This window comes from Mesorhizobium sp. LSHC412B00, assembly GCF_000503035.1.
Lineage (GTDB): Bacteria > Pseudomonadota > Alphaproteobacteria > Rhizobiales > Rhizobiaceae > Mesorhizobium.
Genome location: NZ_AYWB01000010.1, coordinates 170,762 through 188,112 on the forward strand (window position 1 = coordinate 170,762; position 17,351 = coordinate 188,112).

General features: G+C 62.2%; 15 protein-coding genes. 9 read left to right on the forward strand and 6 right to left on the reverse strand.

Annotated features, from left to right (window positions below):
* Positions 1–191 precede the first annotated feature (191 nt).
* Together X757_RS145500 and X757_RS145495 are read right to left on the reverse strand one after the other, a co-directional pair.
* Positions 192–1,439 (reverse strand): cytochrome P450, encoded by a 1,248-nt coding sequence (locus tag X757_RS145500; RefSeq protein ID WP_023700520.1) that lies wholly within the window; start codon positions 1,437–1,439, stop codon positions 192–194.
* Between the two features lie 107 nt (positions 1,440–1,546).
* On the reverse strand, positions 1,547–2,137 hold the full coding sequence (locus X757_RS145495; RefSeq protein WP_023689466.1) for a hypothetical protein: 591 nt from the start codon (positions 2,135–2,137) through the stop codon (positions 1,547–1,549).
* A gap of 310 nt (positions 2,138–2,447) precedes the next feature.
* Here X757_RS145495 and clpP point away from each other — a divergent pair, with 310 nt between their 5' ends.
* The 4 genes from clpP to X757_RS145475 all read left to right on the forward strand — a co-directional run bounded on the left by clpP (position 2,448) and on the right by X757_RS145475 (position 7,801).
* The gene (gene clpP / locus X757_RS145490; protein WP_023682306.1) at positions 2,448–3,077 is read left to right on the forward strand and encodes an ATP-dependent Clp endopeptidase proteolytic subunit ClpP; all 630 of its coding nucleotides are present in this window, start codon (positions 2,448–2,450) and stop codon (positions 3,075–3,077) included.
* A 295-nt stretch (positions 3,078–3,372) separates the two neighbouring features.
* Positions 3,373–4,647 (forward strand): ATP-dependent Clp protease ATP-binding subunit ClpX, encoded by a 1,275-nt coding sequence (clpX, locus tag X757_RS145485; RefSeq protein ID WP_023682305.1) that lies wholly within the window; start codon positions 3,373–3,375, stop codon positions 4,645–4,647.
* 273 nt (positions 4,648–4,920) lie between these two features.
* On the forward strand, positions 4,921–7,332 hold the full coding sequence (gene lon, locus X757_RS145480) for an endopeptidase La (protein ID WP_023726873.1): 2,412 nt from the start codon (positions 4,921–4,923) through the stop codon (positions 7,330–7,332).
* A gap of 196 nt (positions 7,333–7,528) precedes the next feature.
* Positions 7,529–7,801: an HU family DNA-binding protein gene (locus tag X757_RS145475; protein ID WP_023669423.1), complete on the forward strand. Its 273-nt coding sequence runs from the start codon at positions 7,529–7,531 to the stop codon at positions 7,799–7,801.
* A gap of 90 nt (positions 7,802–7,891) precedes the next feature.
* Here X757_RS145475 and X757_RS145470 read toward each other — a convergent pair whose 3' ends face one another.
* Entirely contained in the window at positions 7,892–8,914 is a 1,023-nt protein-coding gene (locus X757_RS145470) for an aldo/keto reductase (protein ID WP_023669424.1), read from the reverse strand.
* A gap of 184 nt (positions 8,915–9,098) precedes the next feature.
* Here X757_RS145470 and X757_RS145465 point away from each other — a divergent pair, with 184 nt between their 5' ends.
* Both X757_RS145465 and X757_RS145460 read left to right on the forward strand, forming a co-directional pair.
* Positions 9,099–9,665 (forward strand): SIS domain-containing protein, encoded by a 567-nt coding sequence (locus X757_RS145465; protein ID WP_023689464.1) that lies wholly within the window; start codon positions 9,099–9,101, stop codon positions 9,663–9,665.
* A gap of 3 nt (positions 9,666–9,668) precedes the next feature.
* On the forward strand, positions 9,669–10,412 hold the full coding sequence (locus X757_RS145460; RefSeq protein ID WP_023689463.1) for a creatininase family protein: 744 nt from the start codon (positions 9,669–9,671) through the stop codon (positions 10,410–10,412).
* A 233-nt stretch (positions 10,413–10,645) separates the two neighbouring features.
* Here the strand turns inward: X757_RS145460 and X757_RS145455 are convergent, their stop codons facing one another.
* From X757_RS145455 to X757_RS145445, 3 genes are all read right to left on the reverse strand, one after another.
* Positions 10,646–11,563, reverse strand: coding sequence for a carbohydrate ABC transporter permease (locus tag X757_RS145455; protein WP_023669427.1), 918 nt, complete (start codon positions 11,561–11,563; stop codon positions 10,646–10,648).
* A 9-nt stretch (positions 11,564–11,572) separates the two neighbouring features.
* A complete protein-coding gene (locus X757_RS145450) occupies positions 11,573–12,688 on the reverse strand; it encodes a carbohydrate ABC transporter permease (RefSeq protein ID WP_023689462.1) in 1,116 nt (371 codons plus the stop codon).
* Between the two features lie 98 nt (positions 12,689–12,786).
* Positions 12,787–14,451, reverse strand: a complete 1,665-nt coding sequence (locus X757_RS145445; RefSeq protein ID WP_023669429.1) for an ABC transporter substrate-binding protein — start codon at positions 14,449–14,451, stop codon at positions 12,787–12,789.
* A 272-nt stretch (positions 14,452–14,723) separates the two neighbouring features.
* Here X757_RS145445 and X757_RS145440 point away from each other — a divergent pair, with 272 nt between their 5' ends.
* From X757_RS145440 to rbsK, 3 genes are read left to right on the forward strand one after another with little or no spacing between them, the layout of a single operon-like run.
* Positions 14,724–15,779 (forward strand): ABC transporter ATP-binding protein, encoded by a 1,056-nt coding sequence (locus X757_RS145440; protein ID WP_023697414.1) that lies wholly within the window; start codon positions 14,724–14,726, stop codon positions 15,777–15,779.
* Between the two features lie 42 nt (positions 15,780–15,821).
* The gene (locus X757_RS145435) at positions 15,822–16,274 is read left to right on the forward strand and encodes an RbsD/FucU family protein (RefSeq protein ID WP_023669431.1); all 453 of its coding nucleotides are present in this window, start codon (positions 15,822–15,824) and stop codon (positions 16,272–16,274) included.
* A 4-nt stretch (positions 16,275–16,278) separates the two neighbouring features.
* Complete coding sequence (rbsK, locus tag X757_RS145430) at positions 16,279–17,208, forward strand: ribokinase (RefSeq protein WP_023726874.1); 930 nt, start codon at positions 16,279–16,281, stop codon at positions 17,206–17,208.
* Positions 17,209–17,351 lie beyond the last annotated feature (143 nt).

Sequence of the window (17,351 nt, forward strand, 5' to 3'; positions counted from 1 at the left end):
CAAGCCCAGGCAGCAGCTCGGCAAACTCGGTCTCGATGGGCAAAAGTTCCAGCCCGAGCGTCAGGCAGACCCTCTTGGCCAGTTGGGCATCGCTGCCGCCCAGACGTCCCGATCCGTCGATAAAGCAGAAGGGGTGGTTCCTGTAGAAAGGCGAATCTCATTTTCTCGGGCATGCGTCGGCTCCGCCGTCCTCACAAGCTCACAGTGAGCTTTTCCAGCCCATGGAAATGATAGGTGTCGCGGAAGCGCGGCTGCTCCGCAAGATGGAGTTGCGGCTGCCGCTCGAACAGGGTTTTCAGCGACACCTGCAACTCCAGCCGCGCCAGCGGCGCACCGATGCAGAAATGGATACCGGCGCCGAACGAGACATTCTTCTGGTCTAGTCGGCCGGGCCGGAAGGCGCCAGGTTCGGCAAAGGCAAGCGGATCATGATTGGCCATGCCGAGCAGCAGGCCGATCGTCTCGCCCGGTTGTACGACAACCCCCGATGTCACCTCGACCTCCTGATAGGCGTAGCGGGTGAACATGTGCAGCGGCGCGTCGAAGCGCAGGCACTCCTCGACCGTTGCAGCGGTTGCTTCCGGCGAGGTGAAGAAACGGCCGGGGTCGCCGCCTTGCGCCAGCAACGTGCGCACGGCGTTGCCGGTTTGATGGACGGTCGCCTCGTGGCCGGCATTGAGCAACAGGATGGCGGACGAGACCAACTCGTTTTCCGACAGCTTCTGGCCATCCTCTTGCGCCACGATCAGCAGCGATAGCAGGTCGTCGCCAGGCTTCTTGCGCCGCTCGGCGACATAGCCGCGCAAAAAGTCGGAAAAATCGCGCGCGGCGCGATTGGCCGCTTGCTCGGTCTCGCGCGTCCGGCCATGCATGTACATGGCCACCATCCGGTGCGACCAGTCGAGCAGTTGCGGCCCCATTTCGACCGGCACACCGAGCATTTCGGCAATGATGGTGATCGGCAAAGGTGCGGCGAAGCTGGGCAATAGATCGACGTGGCGCGGTTCGAAACGGTCGATCAGCTCATTGGCCAGCGCCTCCACGCGCGGCCGCAGCCGCTCGACCTGGCGCGAGACGAAGGCGCGGTTGACCAGGGTTCTGAGCCTGGTGTGCACCGGCGGCTCCAGCTCCAGCATCGAATTGCTCTCGATGCCGTCGAAAGCGGCCAAATGCGAGCGATCCTCGCCGATGCCGCGGCTGTCGGGAATGCCGGCCGGGTTCTGGCGGCCGAAGCGGCGGTCGCGCAACAGCCGGTTGACGTCGTCGAAGCCGCCAAAGCACCAGGAGCCGAATTCCTCCCAGAAGAAGGCATTCGATGCGCCATGCAGGACGGCATAGGCGTCGTAAGGGTTCTGGAAAAACGCCGGTTCGTGCGGGTCGAGCCGCAGGCGGCGCGTGGCTGGATCAAAGGCGAGGTAGGGCGGCATGGATGTGGTCATGCCAGACCATTACCGCGGCTTGCCGGCTTGGTGCCAGACCGGATGTTGGCACCCGACGGCCCTATGGATTGAGCCAACCGAGGCGGACCTCGGCGAAGTACCGAAGTCTAATCCTCGCAATGCCTGGCAATATGCACGCGGCGCCAGCTGGTCGAGCCTTCCTGCACCACCACCCGGCGCGCCATCCTCTGGTATGACGGCGCTATCTGGGTGACGTGCCGCCGCTCGGGCCGCACCAGCACTTCATGGGCGACGCTCTCATATTCGGCCGGCAGCACAACCCGGCGGGTGCGCTCCGGTTCAACCACCACCGTTTCGGCCACACGCGCGTAGCGGGCCTTGCGCCACACCTTGCACAGCACCTTGCGGCCGTGGATGACGCGCCATTCCCAGGCATAGCCGCCATCGTCGACCTGGACCGTGCGGTAAACGGTGCGGGTTCTCGCCGGTACGATGTCATAGGTGACTCGGGGCGGCGCGATCTGCTCGACGCGCTCCATGGTGCCATAGATCGGCGGATCATAGTCGACCAACTGCCCGCCGGGACTGACCATGACGTCTTCATAGACGGTGTCATAGAGCGCCGGCCTGTGCACCGGCTCATAGCATTCGGCGGCCCGGCCGCCGGCAACCGCATCGGACACCATGCCGAGACCGGCAAGGCCGGAGATGGCGAGGCAAGCAGTTTTCCTGATCATGGCACTCCCCCTGTTTGAACCCGAAACGTGAGGTTCAATGTTGAATTGTAGGGGAAGGTTCTCCGGGGGAAAGCGGTTTCGCCGCATTTCGTTAAGCGACGCGGTTAAGGAATTGCTACACCGCAAAAACGCCGCTGGCCGCGTTCGGACTTTCCCTTGCGCGGAAACCTTGATTCGACTTAACCAGATGGCTAGGAGCAGGCGGCCTTGCGCTAGGGTGAGCCGGCATCCTATTTACATTCTAACCATCAAGAACCGATTCTGCCCGATGTTCCGGCGCCGGAATCCCCATCTCCAAAAAGGGTAGTCCATGAAGAACCCCGTCGAAACCTACATGAACCTCGTTCCGATGGTGGTCGAGCAGACCAATCGCGGCGAGCGGGCCTACGACATTTTCTCGCGCCTGCTGAAAGAGCGCATCATTTTCATCACCGGCCCGGTCGAAGACGGTATGGCGACGCTGGTTTGTGCACAGCTTTTGTTCCTCGAGGCCGAGAACCCGAAGAAAGAGATCAATCTCTACATCAACTCGCCGGGCGGCGTGGTGACCTCGGGCATGGCGATCTACGACACCATGCAGTTCATCAAGCCGGCGGTGTCGACGCTGTGCATCGGCCAGGCGGCGTCGATGGGCTCGCTGCTTCTGACCGCCGGCCACAAGGACATGCGTTTTGCCACGCCGAACGCCCGTATCATGGTTCACCAGCCTTCCGGCGGTTTCCAGGGTCAGGCCTCCGACATCGAGCGGCACGCGCAGGACATCATCAAGCTGAAGCGCCGCCTCAACGAGGTCTACGTCAAACACACCGGCAAGAGCTACGAAGACATTGAAAAGACGCTTGACCGCGACCATTTCATGACAGCCGACGAAGCCAAGGATTTCGGCCTCATCGACAAGGTCATTTCGTCGCGCGAGCCGGTCGAAGGCGCTGCGGCATAAGCGCTGCATGGCAGTTGCGTGGCTGGATAACGCGCTTTTGCTGGGATTTGCGGCATTTCGGCCACAATTGGCTGTTCCCTCGGTGGATGGGATTGCCTACGTTAAGGCTATGTTGATTTTCGACGGCTTAGCTTTGTGCAGGGTTGGCGCGAATCATTGCGACGTTTTCTGATTTGTGTTTCGTACGGAATGCGTTGCGGGAGCCGGGACACTGGCGGCGGCGAATTCCCGCGATAGATAGAATATGCGCCCTTTCAGCCAGACCATCGGCGGGCGGCCATGAAAGGACAGGAAAATGAGCAAAGTCGGCAACAACAGCGGTGATTCGAAGAACACGCTTTATTGCTCGTTTTGCGGCAAAAGCCAGCACGAGGTGCGCAAGCTGATCGCCGGCCCAACGGTGTTCATCTGCGACGAGTGCGTGGAGCTGTGCATGGACATCATCCGCGAGGAGAACAAGACCTCGATGGTGAAGTCGCGCGAGGGCGTGCCGACCCCGCAGGAGATCCTGAAGGTTCTCGACGACTATGTCATCGGCCAGCCCTACGCCAAGCGCGTGCTGTCGGTGGCTGTCCACAACCACTACAAGCGCCTGGCGCATGCCGGCAAGAACAACGACGTCGAATTGGCGAAGTCCAACATCCTGCTGATCGGCCCGACCGGCTGCGGCAAGACGCTGCTTGCCCAGACGCTGGCCCGCATCATCGACGTGCCCTTCACCATGGCCGACGCGACGACGCTGACCGAAGCCGGTTACGTCGGCGAGGACGTCGAAAACATCATCCTGAAGCTGCTGCAGTCGGCCGACTACAATGTCGAGCGCGCCCAGCGCGGCATCGTCTACATCGATGAAATCGACAAGATTTCGCGCAAGTCCGACAACCCATCGATCACCCGCGACGTGTCGGGCGAGGGTGTGCAGCAGGCGCTTCTGAAGATCATGGAAGGCACCGTCGCCTCCGTGCCGCCGCAGGGCGGCCGCAAGCATCCGCAGCAGGAGTTCCTGCAGGTCGACACCGCCAACATCCTGTTCATCTGCGGCGGCGCCTTCGCCGGGCTGGACAAGATCATCTCGGATCGCGGCAGGAAGACTTCCATCGGCTTCGGCGCCATCGTCGCTTCGCCCGAGGATCGCCGCACCGGCGACGTGTTCCGCCTGGTCGAGCCCGAGGATCTCTTGAAGTTCGGCCTCATCCCCGAGTTTGTCGGCCGTCTGCCGGTCCTGGCGACGCTGGAAGACCTCGACGAGCCGGCGCTGATCCAGATCCTGACCGAGCCGAAAAACGCGCTGGTCAAGCAGTATCAGCGGCTGTTCGAGATGGAGAGTGTCGACCTGACCTTCCATGAGAATGCGCTGTCGGCGATCGCCAAGCGCGCCATCGAGCGCAAGACCGGCGCCCGTGGCCTCCGCTCGATCATGGAAGCGATCCTGCTCGACACCATGTTCGAACTGCCCGCCCTGGAAGGCGTGCGCGAAGTGGTGATTTCGGAAGAAGTGGTGACCGGCAGCGCCCGGCCGCTCTACATCTATTCCGAGCAGAAGGAAAAGAAGGGCAACGTCAGCGCCTGATCTGGCATCTGGCCTAACCTTTTTATGGAACGGCGCCCGCGGGGCGCCGTTTTGCTGTGGTGAGGTACCGATCCTTGTGACGGAGTGGATGAACGAACGTGTCGACCCTTGATCTTTGCCCCTCGTGCATCCAACTAACATCGGAAGGCCGTGGTGCCGAATTCTGTGCTGTAAAACTCCCGTCACAAACGGTGGTAGGCGGAACGATCCCCGGTCGTTAATATGAGATTCGCGGTTGGCTCAATTAGCGGCCGCGACATGAAAGGTTGGACAATGGCCAAAATATCCAAGGCTCCCAGCGACGGCGTCTTCGCAGTCCTCCCACTGCGCGACATCGTGGTGTTCCCGCACATGATCGTTCCGCTCTTTGTCGGGCGTGAAAAGTCGATCAAGGCGCTGGAAGAGGTTATGGGTCAGGAAAAGCAGATCCTGCTTGCCACCCAGATGAATGCCGCCGATGACGATCCCGAGCCCGATGCGATCTTCGACATCGGCACGCTCGCCAATGTGCTGCAATTGCTGAAGCTGCCCGACGGCACCGTCAAGGTGCTGGTCGAAGGCGCTTCGCGTGCCAAGATCGTCTCGTTCACCGACCGTCCGGACTTCCACGAAGCTACCGCCACGGCGCTGGTCGAGCCGGAGGAGGAAGAGGTCGAGGTCGAGGCGCTCGCCCGTTCGGTCGTCACCGACTTCGAAAACTACGTCAAGCTGAACAAGAAGATCTCGCCTGAAGTGGTGGGTGCCGCCAGCCAGATCGACGACTATTCCAAGCTCGCCGATACGGTTGCTTCGCACCTCGCCATCAAGATCCCCGAGAAGCAGGAGATGCTGGCCACGCTGTCCGTCAAGGAACGGCTGGAAAAGGCGATGGGCTTCATGGAAGCCGAAATCTCCGTCCTGCAGGTGGAGAAGCGCATCCGCTCGCGCGTCAAGCGCCAGATGGAGAAGACGCAGCGCGAATACTACCTCAACGAGCAGATGAAGGCGATCCAGAAGGAACTCGGCGAAGGCGAGGACGGCCGCGACGAGGCCGCCGAGATCGAGGCGCGCATCAAGAAGACCAAGCTCTCCAAGGAGGCCCGCGAAAAGGCGGAAGCCGAGTTGAAGAAGCTGCGGACGATGTCGCCGATGTCGGCGGAATCGACCGTCGTGCGCAACTACCTCGACTGGATCCTGTCGATCCCGTGGGGCAAGAACTCCAAGGTCAAGCAGGACCTGGCGTTTGCGCAGAACGTGCTCGACACCGATCATTTCGGCCTCGACAAGGTCAAGGACCGCATCGTCGAGTATCTCGCCGTGCAAAGCCGCCAGAAGAAGCTGAAGGGGCCGATCCTGTGCCTCGTCGGCCCTCCCGGCGTCGGCAAGACCTCGCTCGGCAAATCGATCGCCAAGGCGACCGGCCGCGAATTTATCCGCATGGCGCTTGGCGGCGTGCGTGACGAGGCCGAGATCCGTGGCCACCGCCGCACCTATATCGGTTCGATGCCCGGCAAGGTCATCCAGTCGATGAAGAAGGCCAAGAAGTCCAACCCGCTCTTCCTGCTCGACGAGATCGACAAGATGGGCCAGGACTTCCGCGGCGATCCGTCATCGGCCTTGCTCGAGGTGCTCGATCCCGAGCAGAACTCGACGTTCATGGACCATTACCTCGAGGTCGAATACGACCTGTCGAGCGTGATGTTCGTGACGACGGCGAACACGCTGAACATCCCTGCGCCCCTGATGGACCGCATGGAGATCATCCGTATCGCCGGCTACACCGAGGACGAGAAGATCGAGATCGCCAAGCGTCACCTGATGCCCAAGGTGATCCGCGACCATGCCCTGCAGCCGAAGGAATTCTCCGTCGGCGAAGACGCGATCCGCGGCATCATCCAGACCTACACCCGTGAAGCGGGCGTCAGAAGCCTGGAGCGCGAGCTGATGAAGCTCGGGCGCAAGGCGGTGACCGAGATCCTGAAGACGAAGAAGAAGACGGTGAGCATCACGGCGGCGAACCTCGCTGATTACCTCGGTGTTCCGCGCTTCCGCTTCGGCCAGGTCGAGGCTGACGATCAGGTCGGTGTCGTCACCGGTCTTGCCTGGACGGAAGTCGGCGGCGAGCTGCTGACGGTCGAAGGCGTCATGATGCCCGGCAAGGGCCGCATGACGGTGACCGGCAATCTGCGCGACGTGATGAAGGAATCGATCTCGGCGGCGGCCTCTTATGTCCGCTCGCGGGCCATCGATTTCGGCATCGAGCCGCCGCTGTTCGACAAGCGTGACATCCACGTCCACTTGCCCGAAGGCGCCACGCCGAAGGACGGTCCGTCTGCAGGTGCTGCCATGGCGACGGCCATCGTATCTGTCATGACTGGTATTCCGGTCCGGGCCGATGTGGCGATGACTGGCGAGATAACGCTTCGCGGCCGCATCTTGCCGATCGGCGGCCTCAAGGAGAAACTGCTCGCCGCACTGCGCGGCGGCATCAAGAAGGTGCTGATCCCGGAAGACAACGCCAAGGATCTGGCGGAGATACCGGACAATGTGAAGAACGGTATGGAGATCATTCCGGTCTCACGTGTCGGCGAGGTTCTGAGGCACGCGCTGGCGCGCATGCCGGAGCCAATCGAGTGGGTCGAGCCAGTCAATCCGCCGGCTTCCACCGATACCGTTGACGATGCTGGAAAGTCGCTTGCACATTAGAAACTACTAAAGTTGCAGTGCACAAAGAGAGAGCCGGGCCTTGAGCCCGGCTTTTTCATGTGAAAAACCCACCATTTCCGGGCTTTTTTCAACTTTTTTCCGGCTTTTTGACTTGGGTTTGCGAGCGCTTCTTTCTAAAGTCCCTCTCCTGCCGGATGAGTCGAAAGTTCCGGTTTTCTCATGGAAGGGAATTTTTATGAACAAGAACGAACTGGTTTCCGCTGTCGCTGAATCCGCGAGCATTTCGAAGGGTGACGCACAGTCGGCGGTTGAGGCGGTGTTCTCCGTCATCACTGGCGAACTGAAGAAGGGCGGCGATGTACGGCTCGTCGGCTTCGGAAATTTCACCGTCTCCAAGCGTGCGGCATCGACTGGCCGCAACCCGCAGACTGGCGCGGAAGTGAAGATTCCGGCGCGTACCGTGCCGAAGTTCTCGGCCGGCAAAGGCCTCAAGGACGCGGTCAACTAAAAATTTTTCAGAGAATGTTGAAAAGCCGGGTTCGCCCGGCTTTTCTTTTGCCTCGATGGCGGCAGGCCGTCAGCCCGCTGAGGCGAGCCTTCAGCCCACCGGCGCATCCGCGCGCATCAGGCCTTCCTGCTTGAGGTCCGCCCACAGCGCCGCAGGCAGCTTGGCATCGAGCAGGGCGCGGTTGCTTTCGACTTCACTCGGCCGCTGGCCGCCGGGGATGACCGACACCACGGAAGGGTGCAGCAGCGGAAACTGCAGCGCCGCCTCGATCAGCCTGACGCCATGGCGCTGGCAGACGGCCTCGATGCGCCCGACGCGATCCATGATGTCCCTTGGCGCCTCGGAGTAATTGTAATAGGCGCCTGGCTTCGGCCCGGTCGCCAGGATGCCGGAATTGTAAGGACCGCCGAGAACGATGCCGATGCCGCGTTGCTCACAGAGCGGCAGGAAGGTGGCAAGCGCTTCCTGTTCCAGCAGCGTGTAGCGCCCGGCCAGCAGGAACAGGTCGAAGTCGCCACGCTCCGCCAGCGTCTGGCAAACCTCCCATTCGTTGATGCCGCCGCCGAAGGCCTTGATCACGCCCTGGTCGCGCAGCGCAACCAGTCCGTTGTAGCCCGAGGCCATGAATTCCTCGATGCGCTGGTCTGACGCCTCCTTGCTGCCATGGGTGAAGATGTCGAGGTCATGGACGAAAAGGATGTCGATGCGGTCGACGCCAAGCCGTTCCAGCGACGCCTCGAACGAGCGCATGACGCCGTCGTAGCTGTAGTCGTAGACCTCCTTGCGCGTCGGTGTGTCGAAGAACTTGCCGATGCCGGTTCGTTCCTCCGGCGGGCAGGCGCGCAACAGGCGACCGACCTTGCTCGACAGCACATAATCGTCGCGCTTCCTGCCGCGCAGGAAGGCATTGAGCCGTGTTTCGGCAAGGCCCAGGCCATAGAGCGGCGCGGTGTCGTAGTAACGGCAGCCGGTCGCCCACGCCGCCTCCAGCGTGGCGTTGGCATCCGCGTCGGGGACGGCGCGGTAAAGGTTGCCGAGCGGCGCGCTGCCGAAGCCAAGCTCGGTGAAGTCGAGGCCGCCATTGCCGATGCGGTCGAAATGCCGTGTCTTCATGTCGTGCTGATTTCCTGGATTGATTGTCTGACATGACACTATCACGCCGCTGGCTCAGCAAAAGCCGCCATGGCCGTTGGACAGGCATTTTCGCGGTGATAGCATGAACAAAAACAAGCCTTTTTCCGAAAGCGCGCAACCCGAAATCACCGGCCACAAACCCAGCCGGACAGATGGGACTCTCATGACGAATGCCGGCTCGGATATGTTTTCGACCGCCCTGCAAGAGCTGGGCGCCGTACTGGCGCGCGTCGACGAAGCCGGCATCGACACCGCCTGCGAAACCCTGGCCCGCGCGCAAAAGATCGTCGTCTATGGCTGCGGCCGCGAGGCGTTGCAGCTCAAGGGTTTCGCCATGCGCCTCTATCACCTTGGCCTTGAGGTGTCGGTGGTCGGCGACATGAACACGCCACCGCTTCGCCCAGCCGATGTCTTCCTGGTCAGTTCCGGCCCGGGCGAGACGACGACGGTGCTTACCTTGATGCAAGTCGCCCGCCAGGCCGGCGCCACCGTGCTTTTGCTCACCGCCGAGGCAGGCAGTAGTGCGGTCGCGCTTGCCGACTTCACCTTGCTGATCCCGGCGCAGACCATGGCGCGTGACCAGGGGCCACAAAAGACATCGCTGCTGCCGATGGGCTCGGTCTTCGAAGGGGCGCTGTTCCTGCTGTTCGAGGTGATGGTGCTGAAGCTCAAGGCGCTGACCGGCCAGTCGTCCGAGGCCATGCGCACCCGCCACACCAACATGGAATAGATCATGCGCTACGAACTGATGTTGCCGCACCAGATCCGCAAGGCGATCGCCGAGAACTGGCCGGTCGCTCTCCCGCTCGGCGTGCTCGAATATCACGGCGAGCACATGGCCGTCGGCATGGACACGCTGGCCGTCGTCAAGACGCTGGAGCTCTACGAGAAGGAGGCCGACATCGTCATCCTGCCGGCTTTCTACTACGGTGCGGCGAGCTATGTGGTGGCAGCACCTGAAGGCAACGGCTCGGTGCAGGTCGGCGGCAACCAGCTGGCGCCGTTCGCCGAAGAATTGTTCTACAGCCTGCTGCGCATCGGCTTTCGTAACATCAACGCCATCATCCACCACCAGACCGAGAACTTTGCCGCCGGCATGCCGACCGATCTCGCCTTCAAGGCCGCCGGCCGCCAGGCGATTTTCCGCTTCCTCGAGAAGCAGCGCGGCGAGGGCTGGTGGGGCTCAGACGAGATGGCCGATTATTATGCCGGGCACGCCGCCGGCGAGAATTTCTTCAACTGGGTGCAGGTGCACCCGCTAATGTCGGCTGCCATGAACGGGAAGTATCCGTTCGATCACGCCGGTGTTGGCGAGACATCATTGATGCTGGCACTGTGTCCGGAAGCGGTCGATGCCGGGCGTTTTGGCGAGAATACCGCGTGGTATACGGCCAGTGCGCCGGAGGCCTCGGCGGAGCTAGGGCAGAAGGGCGTCGCGATGATCATGGATCACCTGAGGGCGATATTGGGGCGCTAGCAGACAAAGTCGCTCTGTAGCGATTCTTCACACCCCCTCTGTCCTGCCGGACATCTCCCCCGCAAGGGGGGAGATCAGATGTCATTTCCGCTTTCGCCAATCACCTACGTCGCAAGAAAAGCGATGCAGCCAAAGCTGCCGATCTCCCTCCTTGCGGGGGAGATGGCCGGCAGGCCAGAGGGGGGGTGCTGTCCCGCCGAGGTCAACAGTAGAGGGGCACGCCGCCTCTCGCCCTACTTCACCGCGCCCGCCGTCATGCCCATGATCAGATACCGCTCAAGCGCAATCCCGATGACCGCCAGCGGTGCGATCGCGGCGGTGGCAAGCGCCGCCATCGACCACCAGTTGATGCCTTGCGAGCCGGTCTGGCTCGCCACCATGACCGGGATGGTCTTGGCGTCGGTCGAGGTCAGCAGCGCGGCGAAAAAATACTCGTTCCAGCACAGCACCATCGCCAGGATGAAAGCGGCGACCATGCCCGGCAGCGCAATCGGCATGACGATGCGGAAAAAAGCGCCCCAGATCGAGAGGCCGTCGACCAGCGCTGCCTCCTCGAGCTCGACCGGGATCGAGTTGAACTGGTCGCGCATGATCCAGATGACGATCGGCAGCACCATCAGCGTGTAGAGCAGGATCAGGCCGATGCGTGTGTCGAGCAGACCGACTTCCCGGTAGAGCACCAGGAAGGGCAGGGCCAGCACCACCGGCGGCAGGATCAGCTGCGACAGGAAGAAGAAGGAGATGTCCTCGTTCTTGAACCAGGCGAACTGATAGCGGTAGCGGGTCAGCCCATAGGCGGCGAGGCTGCCGATGACGATGGCGAGGCTCGACGCGCCGACCGAGGTGATGACCGAATTCATGAAGCGCTTGAAAAACTCCTCGCGCACCGTCGAGGTCTGGAAGATCGAATCCGGCGACAGGCCGAGCGAGCGCCAGCCCTTCCAGTCCGGCTGGAAGTCGACGAACGGGATGAGGTGTCCTTGCGTGACGTCGACCGCGGTCTTGAACGAGGTGGTGATGGTCCAGTAGATCGGGAACAGGCAGATGAAGGCCCAGAACGCCAGCGCGCCATAGATGAAGATGCGATTGGCCAGAAAACCCAGCGGTGAGCGGATTTCCGAGGCAGCATAGTCGGTGGTCTGGACGCTCATTGTGCCTCGTCAGTTCACGTTGCGCACGAAGCGATTGGCGAATTTCAACAGCCAGGTCACGAACACGACGATGATGACGAGATAGGCCATCGCCAGCATGGTGCCGTAGCCGACATTCGAGCGGTCGCGGTATTCGCGGTAGATGAAGCTCGACACCGAATCGGTGGCGCCGCCAGGCCCGCCGGAGGTCACGGTGATGATGATGTCGGCGAGCTTCAACTTGAAGATGATGCGCAGGATCACCGCCGTGACCGACACCGGCAGCATCAGCGGGAAGGTGACCTGCCAGAAAGTCTGCCAGGGCGTGGCGCCATCGACGCGCGCCGCTTCCAGCACGTCGCGCGACATCGCCTGCAGGCCGGCAAGCAGCATGATCATCATGAACGGGATGAAGGTCCAGGCGTCGAGCACCATGATCGAGATGCGGGCGGTGATCGGGTTGGAGAAGAAGGCGGGGTTCTCCCAGCCGAGATGGCGCGCCAGCGTCGCCGCCGGCCCGAAACGGTACTCCATCAGCGATTTGCCGATCATCCAGGATACCGCGACCGGCGACAGCATCAGCGGCATCAGGAAGACGACTCGGAAGAATTTGCGCGCCCGGATCTGCGCGTTGAGCAGCAGCGCCAGGCCGAAGGCAATCACATACTCAACCAGCACGGCGAGCACATAAAGCACCATGTTGAACAGCGCGTTGCGGTAGTAGGGATCGGCCAGCATCTGCCAGAAATTGTCGAGCCCGTTGAACTTGCGGCCGGAAAAGGACGACAGGTTCCAGTCGGTCAGCGCGATATAGAAGCCGAACAGCGTCGGGAAGATCACCATGGCGATGGTGAACAGCAGCGCCGGCAGCAGGAACAGCGCGCGCTGGCCGTCCTCGCCGCGCGTCAGCACCTGGCCGATGCCGAGCGCCACGCCCCACAGAACATAGGCGTAGACGATCGGACGCCAGGTCTCGAAGCCGAGCGTGGTGATCTCGTTCTTGTAGAGGATCTCAAACGCGATCACCGCCAGCAGGCCAAGCGTGGCGGCCGCCATCAGGGCAAAACCCGCCCGCTTGCGGGCCGGCGAGATCAGATCGGCTGGGCCGGCGTTGGCCGGCCATGCATTGGTGGTCTGGTCTGCCACGCGTCCCCGTCCGTTTAAAAAATCAAGCCTGCGACCGGCCCGAGCCGGTCAGGTCCGGCGGCTTGCACCGCCGGACCTGTTGTCACGATAGGATCAGCCTACACGCCGAGCGAGGCCTTGTAGAGCTTGATCTGGTTTTCGCGGCCGATCTGGTCGGTCAGCTTCTCCCAGGCCGCGGCAATGGCGTCGGCGCCTTCCTGCGCCTTCATCTTGCCGGCGAATGTGTTGGCCAGAATGTCCTCGGCAGCCGAATAATACTGGAAGATGCCGGGGATGCGCGGCTCGATCGCCGCGTTCGGATGGTTGTAGCTGTCGGCTTCCGACTTCAGATACGAGGTGATGAACGCCTCGTCGTAGCCTGCCGCCACCCATTCGGGAATGTCGAAATGCGAGTTGCGGTAGGGCTGGAAGCCGGACGGATACATCGCCGTCCAGATTGACAGGTCCTTGCCGCCGAGATGAGCGGCGGCCGACCATGCCGCTTTTTTCTTCTTTTCGTCAGTATCGACGCGGGCCATGACGTAGACGCCCCAGCCGAGATAGGCGCAGTTCGGCGCATAGTTCGGGCCGCTGGCGAGTTTGTCCCAAGCGCCGGTCTTGGCATTGTAGACGTCGTCGGACCCCGGCAGGATCGAGAAGCCGGTGACGTCGCCGATGACCGAGCTATCATTGGTCTTGACGTTGGAGCCGACGTCACCCCACCAGGTGACCATCGAACCGGTGCCGGCCAGGAACTGCTGGAAGGCTGTCGTGTTCGGGTCGGCGTTGATCTGGTCGGCGGGCTCCGACGGCAGCGCGTCGATGACGTCCTGGATGGCGCGCACCCAGGCCGGATTGTTGATGCGCGGCTTCATCGTGTCGGCATCGAACAGCCAGGCCTTGTCGTCGGGATGCTTGGCATAGGCGGTGGCGCGGCTGCCGAGGAAGTAGAAGCCGAAACCGCCCCAGGCCTTGGGCGCATCGAGATAGCCGAAGACGTCCTGATCCTTGAACTTCTTGCCCTTGAGGAATTTTGTGACGGCCTGGACTTCCTGCCAGGTCTTCGGCACACCCCATTCGGTGGCCGCGCCGCCGTCCTTCCACGCCTTGGCGAGGTCGGCATCGGCAAAAACGTCGGTGCGGTAATTGAAGTTGTGCGCATCGCCATCGACGGTGATCCGGTACTGCTTGCCGTCCCAGGTGCCGACCGGCGGCTGCAGATAGGCCACGACATCCTTCATGTCGATCTGCTCTTTGACCCAGTCGGGCATCTCGGACGTCAGGCCCTTGCCGCAGACATCGCCTTCGAAGGGCGCGCCCATCTCGATGATGTCGAAGTCGACGGTGCCGGTGGCGATCGACTGCTGCAGGCGGGCATTGTAGTCGGCCTGCGCCAGGTCGATCCAGCTGATCTTGGCGCCGGTATAGGCCTCCCACGGCTTCAGGAAGCCGCGGAACAGCACATTGTGCAGGTTCTGGTTGTTGAGGCCCATGAAGGTGAGCTCGACGCCGGCGAATTCGCCTTCCTTGACGTTGGCCTTGGTGGCTTCCAGGCAGAGTTCGCCGACCTTCTGGAAATCGGCATCCGTCGGCTGACCCTTGCCGACGCCGGGGATCTGCAGAATTTTGGAGCGTAGCTCGCTGGCGGCTTCAGCCGGGCGGGTGAAAGCGCCGAGCCCAGCGCCCGATGCGGCGGCGATCGCGGCCATCGAGGCCGCGCCTTTGAGTATGTCACGCCGGGTGGCACCCGCGCGGACGAGTTTTTCGTACAGACCGACTCTCATCTATTCCTCCCAGAACAACAGTCGTGAATTAAATGCCAATCCCTCCGACGCCGAAACGTCGGCGGTTCTCCTTTATCATACGGGGACGTGGGACCCCACCCTGCGTCGCCTGGAGCTCCGATTTTCGGATAAAAATCCGACTGCCGGATTGGCAACAGCTAATATTTGCGTAATCGATTACCTTGTCAACACGAATGGCTTTTTATCGATAACATACCGACTTGCCCTTGCCGTTGGCAATGGCTAGCTTCACCGCGAGAAAAGGGGGGACGATGGCTCAAGTCGCGATCAGCAATGTGGCCAAGGCGTTCGGAACCGTCAAGGTCCTGCACGAGGTCAGCGTCGATATCGCCGATGGCCAGTTCGTGGTGTTGGTAGGCCCGTCGGGCTGCGGCAAGTCCACGCTGCTCAGGATGGTGGCCGGGCTGGAGACCGTCTCCGGCGGCACGATCGCCATTGGCGAGCGCATCGTCAACAATCTGCCGCCGGCCAAGCGCGACATCGCCATGGTGTTCCAGAACTACGCGCTCTATCCGCACAAGACGGTGGAGCAGAACATGGCGTTTGCGCTGAAGCTGCGCAAGACCGATCCGGCCGTGGTCGCCGAGCGGGTCAAGCGCGCCGCCGACATTCTCGACCTCAATCCGTACCTGAAACGTTATCCGCGCCAGCTCTCCGGTGGCCAGCGCCAGCGCGTCGCCATGGGCCGCGCCATCGTGCGCAATCCGCAGGTCTTCCTGTTCGACGAGCCGCTCTCCAATCTCGACGCCAAGCTGCGCGTGCAGATGCGCACCGAGATCAAGGAACTGCACCAGCGGCTGAAGACCACCACCATCTACGTCACCCACGACCAGATCGAGGCCATGACCATGGCCGACAAGATCGTCGTCATGCGCGATGGCCGTATCGAGCAGGTCGGCGCGCCATTGGAATTGTTCGACCGGCCGGCCAATCTGTTTGTCGCCGGCTTCATCGGCTCGCCGTCGATGAACCTGCTCAAAGGCGTGGTGCGCAAGGGCGACAAGGTCGAGATAGCAGGCACGCTGTTCCCGATTGCTGCCGGCAGCGCCGCCAAGGAGGGCCAGGCCGTGGTCTATGGCGTGCGGCCCGAGCATCTCGAAATCCATCCCGACGGCGTGCCGGCAAAGATCTCGGTGGTCGAACCCACGGGTTCCGAAACGCTGGTCTTCGTGCGCTTCGGCGACAGCGGCGAGATGGTGGCGCTGTTTCGCGAGCGCCACGACTTCAAGCCCGGCGACACGCTCAATCTCAAGCCGCGCCTCGACCAGGTCCATCTCTTCGACGCCGAGACCGGCAACCGGCTCTGATTTCCAATCGACTTTGACCAAACCTGTTTGACGAGGACTGCCATGCTCAAAGGGATCAACCCATTGCTCAATGCCGATGTGCTCCAGGCGCTCAGGGCAATGGGACACGGCGACGATCTGATCATCGCCGACACCAATTTCCCCGCCGATTCGGTGGCAAAGCAGACCGTGCTCGGCAAGCTGCTGCACATCGACGCCTCGGCGGCCGATGTGGTCAAGGCGGTGCTGTCGCTCTATCCGCTGGACACTTTCGTCGACGATGCGGCCGCGCGCATGGAGATCGTCGGCAAGCCGGACGAGATCCCGCCGGTGCAAAAAGAGGTGCAAAAGGAGATCGACAAGGCCGAGGGCAAGGCCTGGCCGATGATCTCGGTCGAGCGCTACGCCTTCTACGAGCGCGCCAAGAAAGCCTATTGCGTCATCCAGACCGGGGAGCGCCGCTTCTATGGCTGTTTCGCCTTTCGCAAGGGCGTCGTGCCGCCGGACGCCGAGTAGGGCCATGGCGTCGGGCAAACCTGTCGTCATTCTGGGCGTTTTCGTCGCCGACACCGCTTACCGGGCCGATCGACAGCCGCGCATGGGTGAAACCATTCTTGGTAATTCCTTCAAGCTGGGACCTGGCGGCAAGGGCTCGAACCAGGCGGTGGCGGCAGGCAAGCTCGGCGCGGACGTCACCTTCCTGACCCGGCTTGGCGTCGATGCTTTCGCCGACATGGCCAAGGCGACCTGGGCAGAGGCGGGCGTGAAATCCGCCGTCATCGACACGCCGCAAAGCTATACCGGCGCGGCCTATATCTTCATCGAGGAGACGACCGGCAACAACGCCATCATCGTCAGCCCGGGTGCGGCGATGCTGATCTCGTCTGAAGACATCGAGGCCAATGCCGGCCTGATCCGTGGAGCCGGCGTCTTCGTCACCCAGCTCGAACAGCCGATCGACGCGGCACTGCGCGCACTCGAGATCGCGCGCGGGGCAGGGGTGACCACCATCCTCAATCCGGCGCCGGCAGCAAAACTGCCGGACCGCATCTATACGCTTTGCGACTATGTCACCCCCAATGAGACCGAGGCCGAGGAACTGACCGGCATCAAGGTCGCCTCCATCGACGACGCCCGCCGCGCCGCCGACAGCCTGCTCAAAAAAGGCGTCGGCTCGGTCATCATCACGCTCGGCGAAAAAGGCGCGCTGCTGCACACGGCCGCTCGGTCCGTCCATGTCCCGGTGGTCAATGCCGGCGCAGTGGTCGAAACCACCGGTGCGGGCGATGCCTTCAATGGCGGCCTGGCCGCCGCACTCGCCAAAGGCGTGGAGCCGCTGCAAGCCGTCCGCTTCGCCTGCGCCGTCGCCGGCATTTCGGTGACGCGGCCGGGTACGGCGCCATCCATGCCGACGCTGCATGAGGTCGAGGCGCTGCTGGCCAAGGGGTGACGTCGTTGGGGGAGAGATCGAATTCAGATCCGACCGGATCTGAATTGCCTCATGCAAGATCATGATTCTAGACGATTATGTCACATTTCTCCTGAGGAGAAATGGCGCGAGTGACGGGGCTCGAACCCGCGACCTCCGGCGTG

Coding starts and splice junctions, on each gene's coding strand:
- X757_RS145440 (WP_023697414.1), top strand. CDS start 14,724: ATGGCTCAAGTCGCGATCAGCAATGTGGCCAAGGCGTTCGGAACCGTC.
- clpP (WP_023682306.1), top strand. CDS start 2,448: ATGAAGAACCCCGTCGAAACCTACATGAACCTCGTTCCGATGGTGGTC.
- X757_RS145465 (WP_023689464.1), top strand. CDS start 9,099: ATGACGAATGCCGGCTCGGATATGTTTTCGACCGCCCTGCAAGAGCTG.
- lon (WP_023726873.1), top strand. CDS start 4,921: ATGGCCAAAATATCCAAGGCTCCCAGCGACGGCGTCTTCGCAGTCCTC.
- X757_RS145475 (WP_023669423.1), top strand. CDS start 7,529: ATGAACAAGAACGAACTGGTTTCCGCTGTCGCTGAATCCGCGAGCATT.
- X757_RS145500 (WP_023700520.1), bottom strand. CDS start 1,439: ATGACCACATCCATGCCGCCCTACCTCGCCTTTGATCCAGCCACGCGC.
- clpX (WP_023682305.1), top strand. CDS start 3,373: ATGAGCAAAGTCGGCAACAACAGCGGTGATTCGAAGAACACGCTTTAT.
- X757_RS145470 (WP_023669424.1), bottom strand. CDS start 8,914: ATGAAGACACGGCATTTCGACCGCATCGGCAATGGCGGCCTCGACTTC.
- X757_RS145495 (WP_023689466.1), bottom strand. CDS start 2,137: ATGATCAGGAAAACTGCTTGCCTCGCCATCTCCGGCCTTGCCGGTCTC.
- rbsK (WP_023726874.1), top strand. CDS start 16,279: ATGGCGTCGGGCAAACCTGTCGTCATTCTGGGCGTTTTCGTCGCCGAC.
- X757_RS145435 (WP_023669431.1), top strand. CDS start 15,822: ATGCTCAAAGGGATCAACCCATTGCTCAATGCCGATGTGCTCCAGGCG.
- X757_RS145455 (WP_023669427.1), bottom strand. CDS start 11,563: ATGAGCGTCCAGACCACCGACTATGCTGCCTCGGAAATCCGCTCACCG.
- X757_RS145445 (WP_023669429.1), bottom strand. CDS start 14,451: ATGAGAGTCGGTCTGTACGAAAAACTCGTCCGCGCGGGTGCCACCCGG.
- X757_RS145460 (WP_023689463.1), top strand. CDS start 9,669: ATGCGCTACGAACTGATGTTGCCGCACCAGATCCGCAAGGCGATCGCC.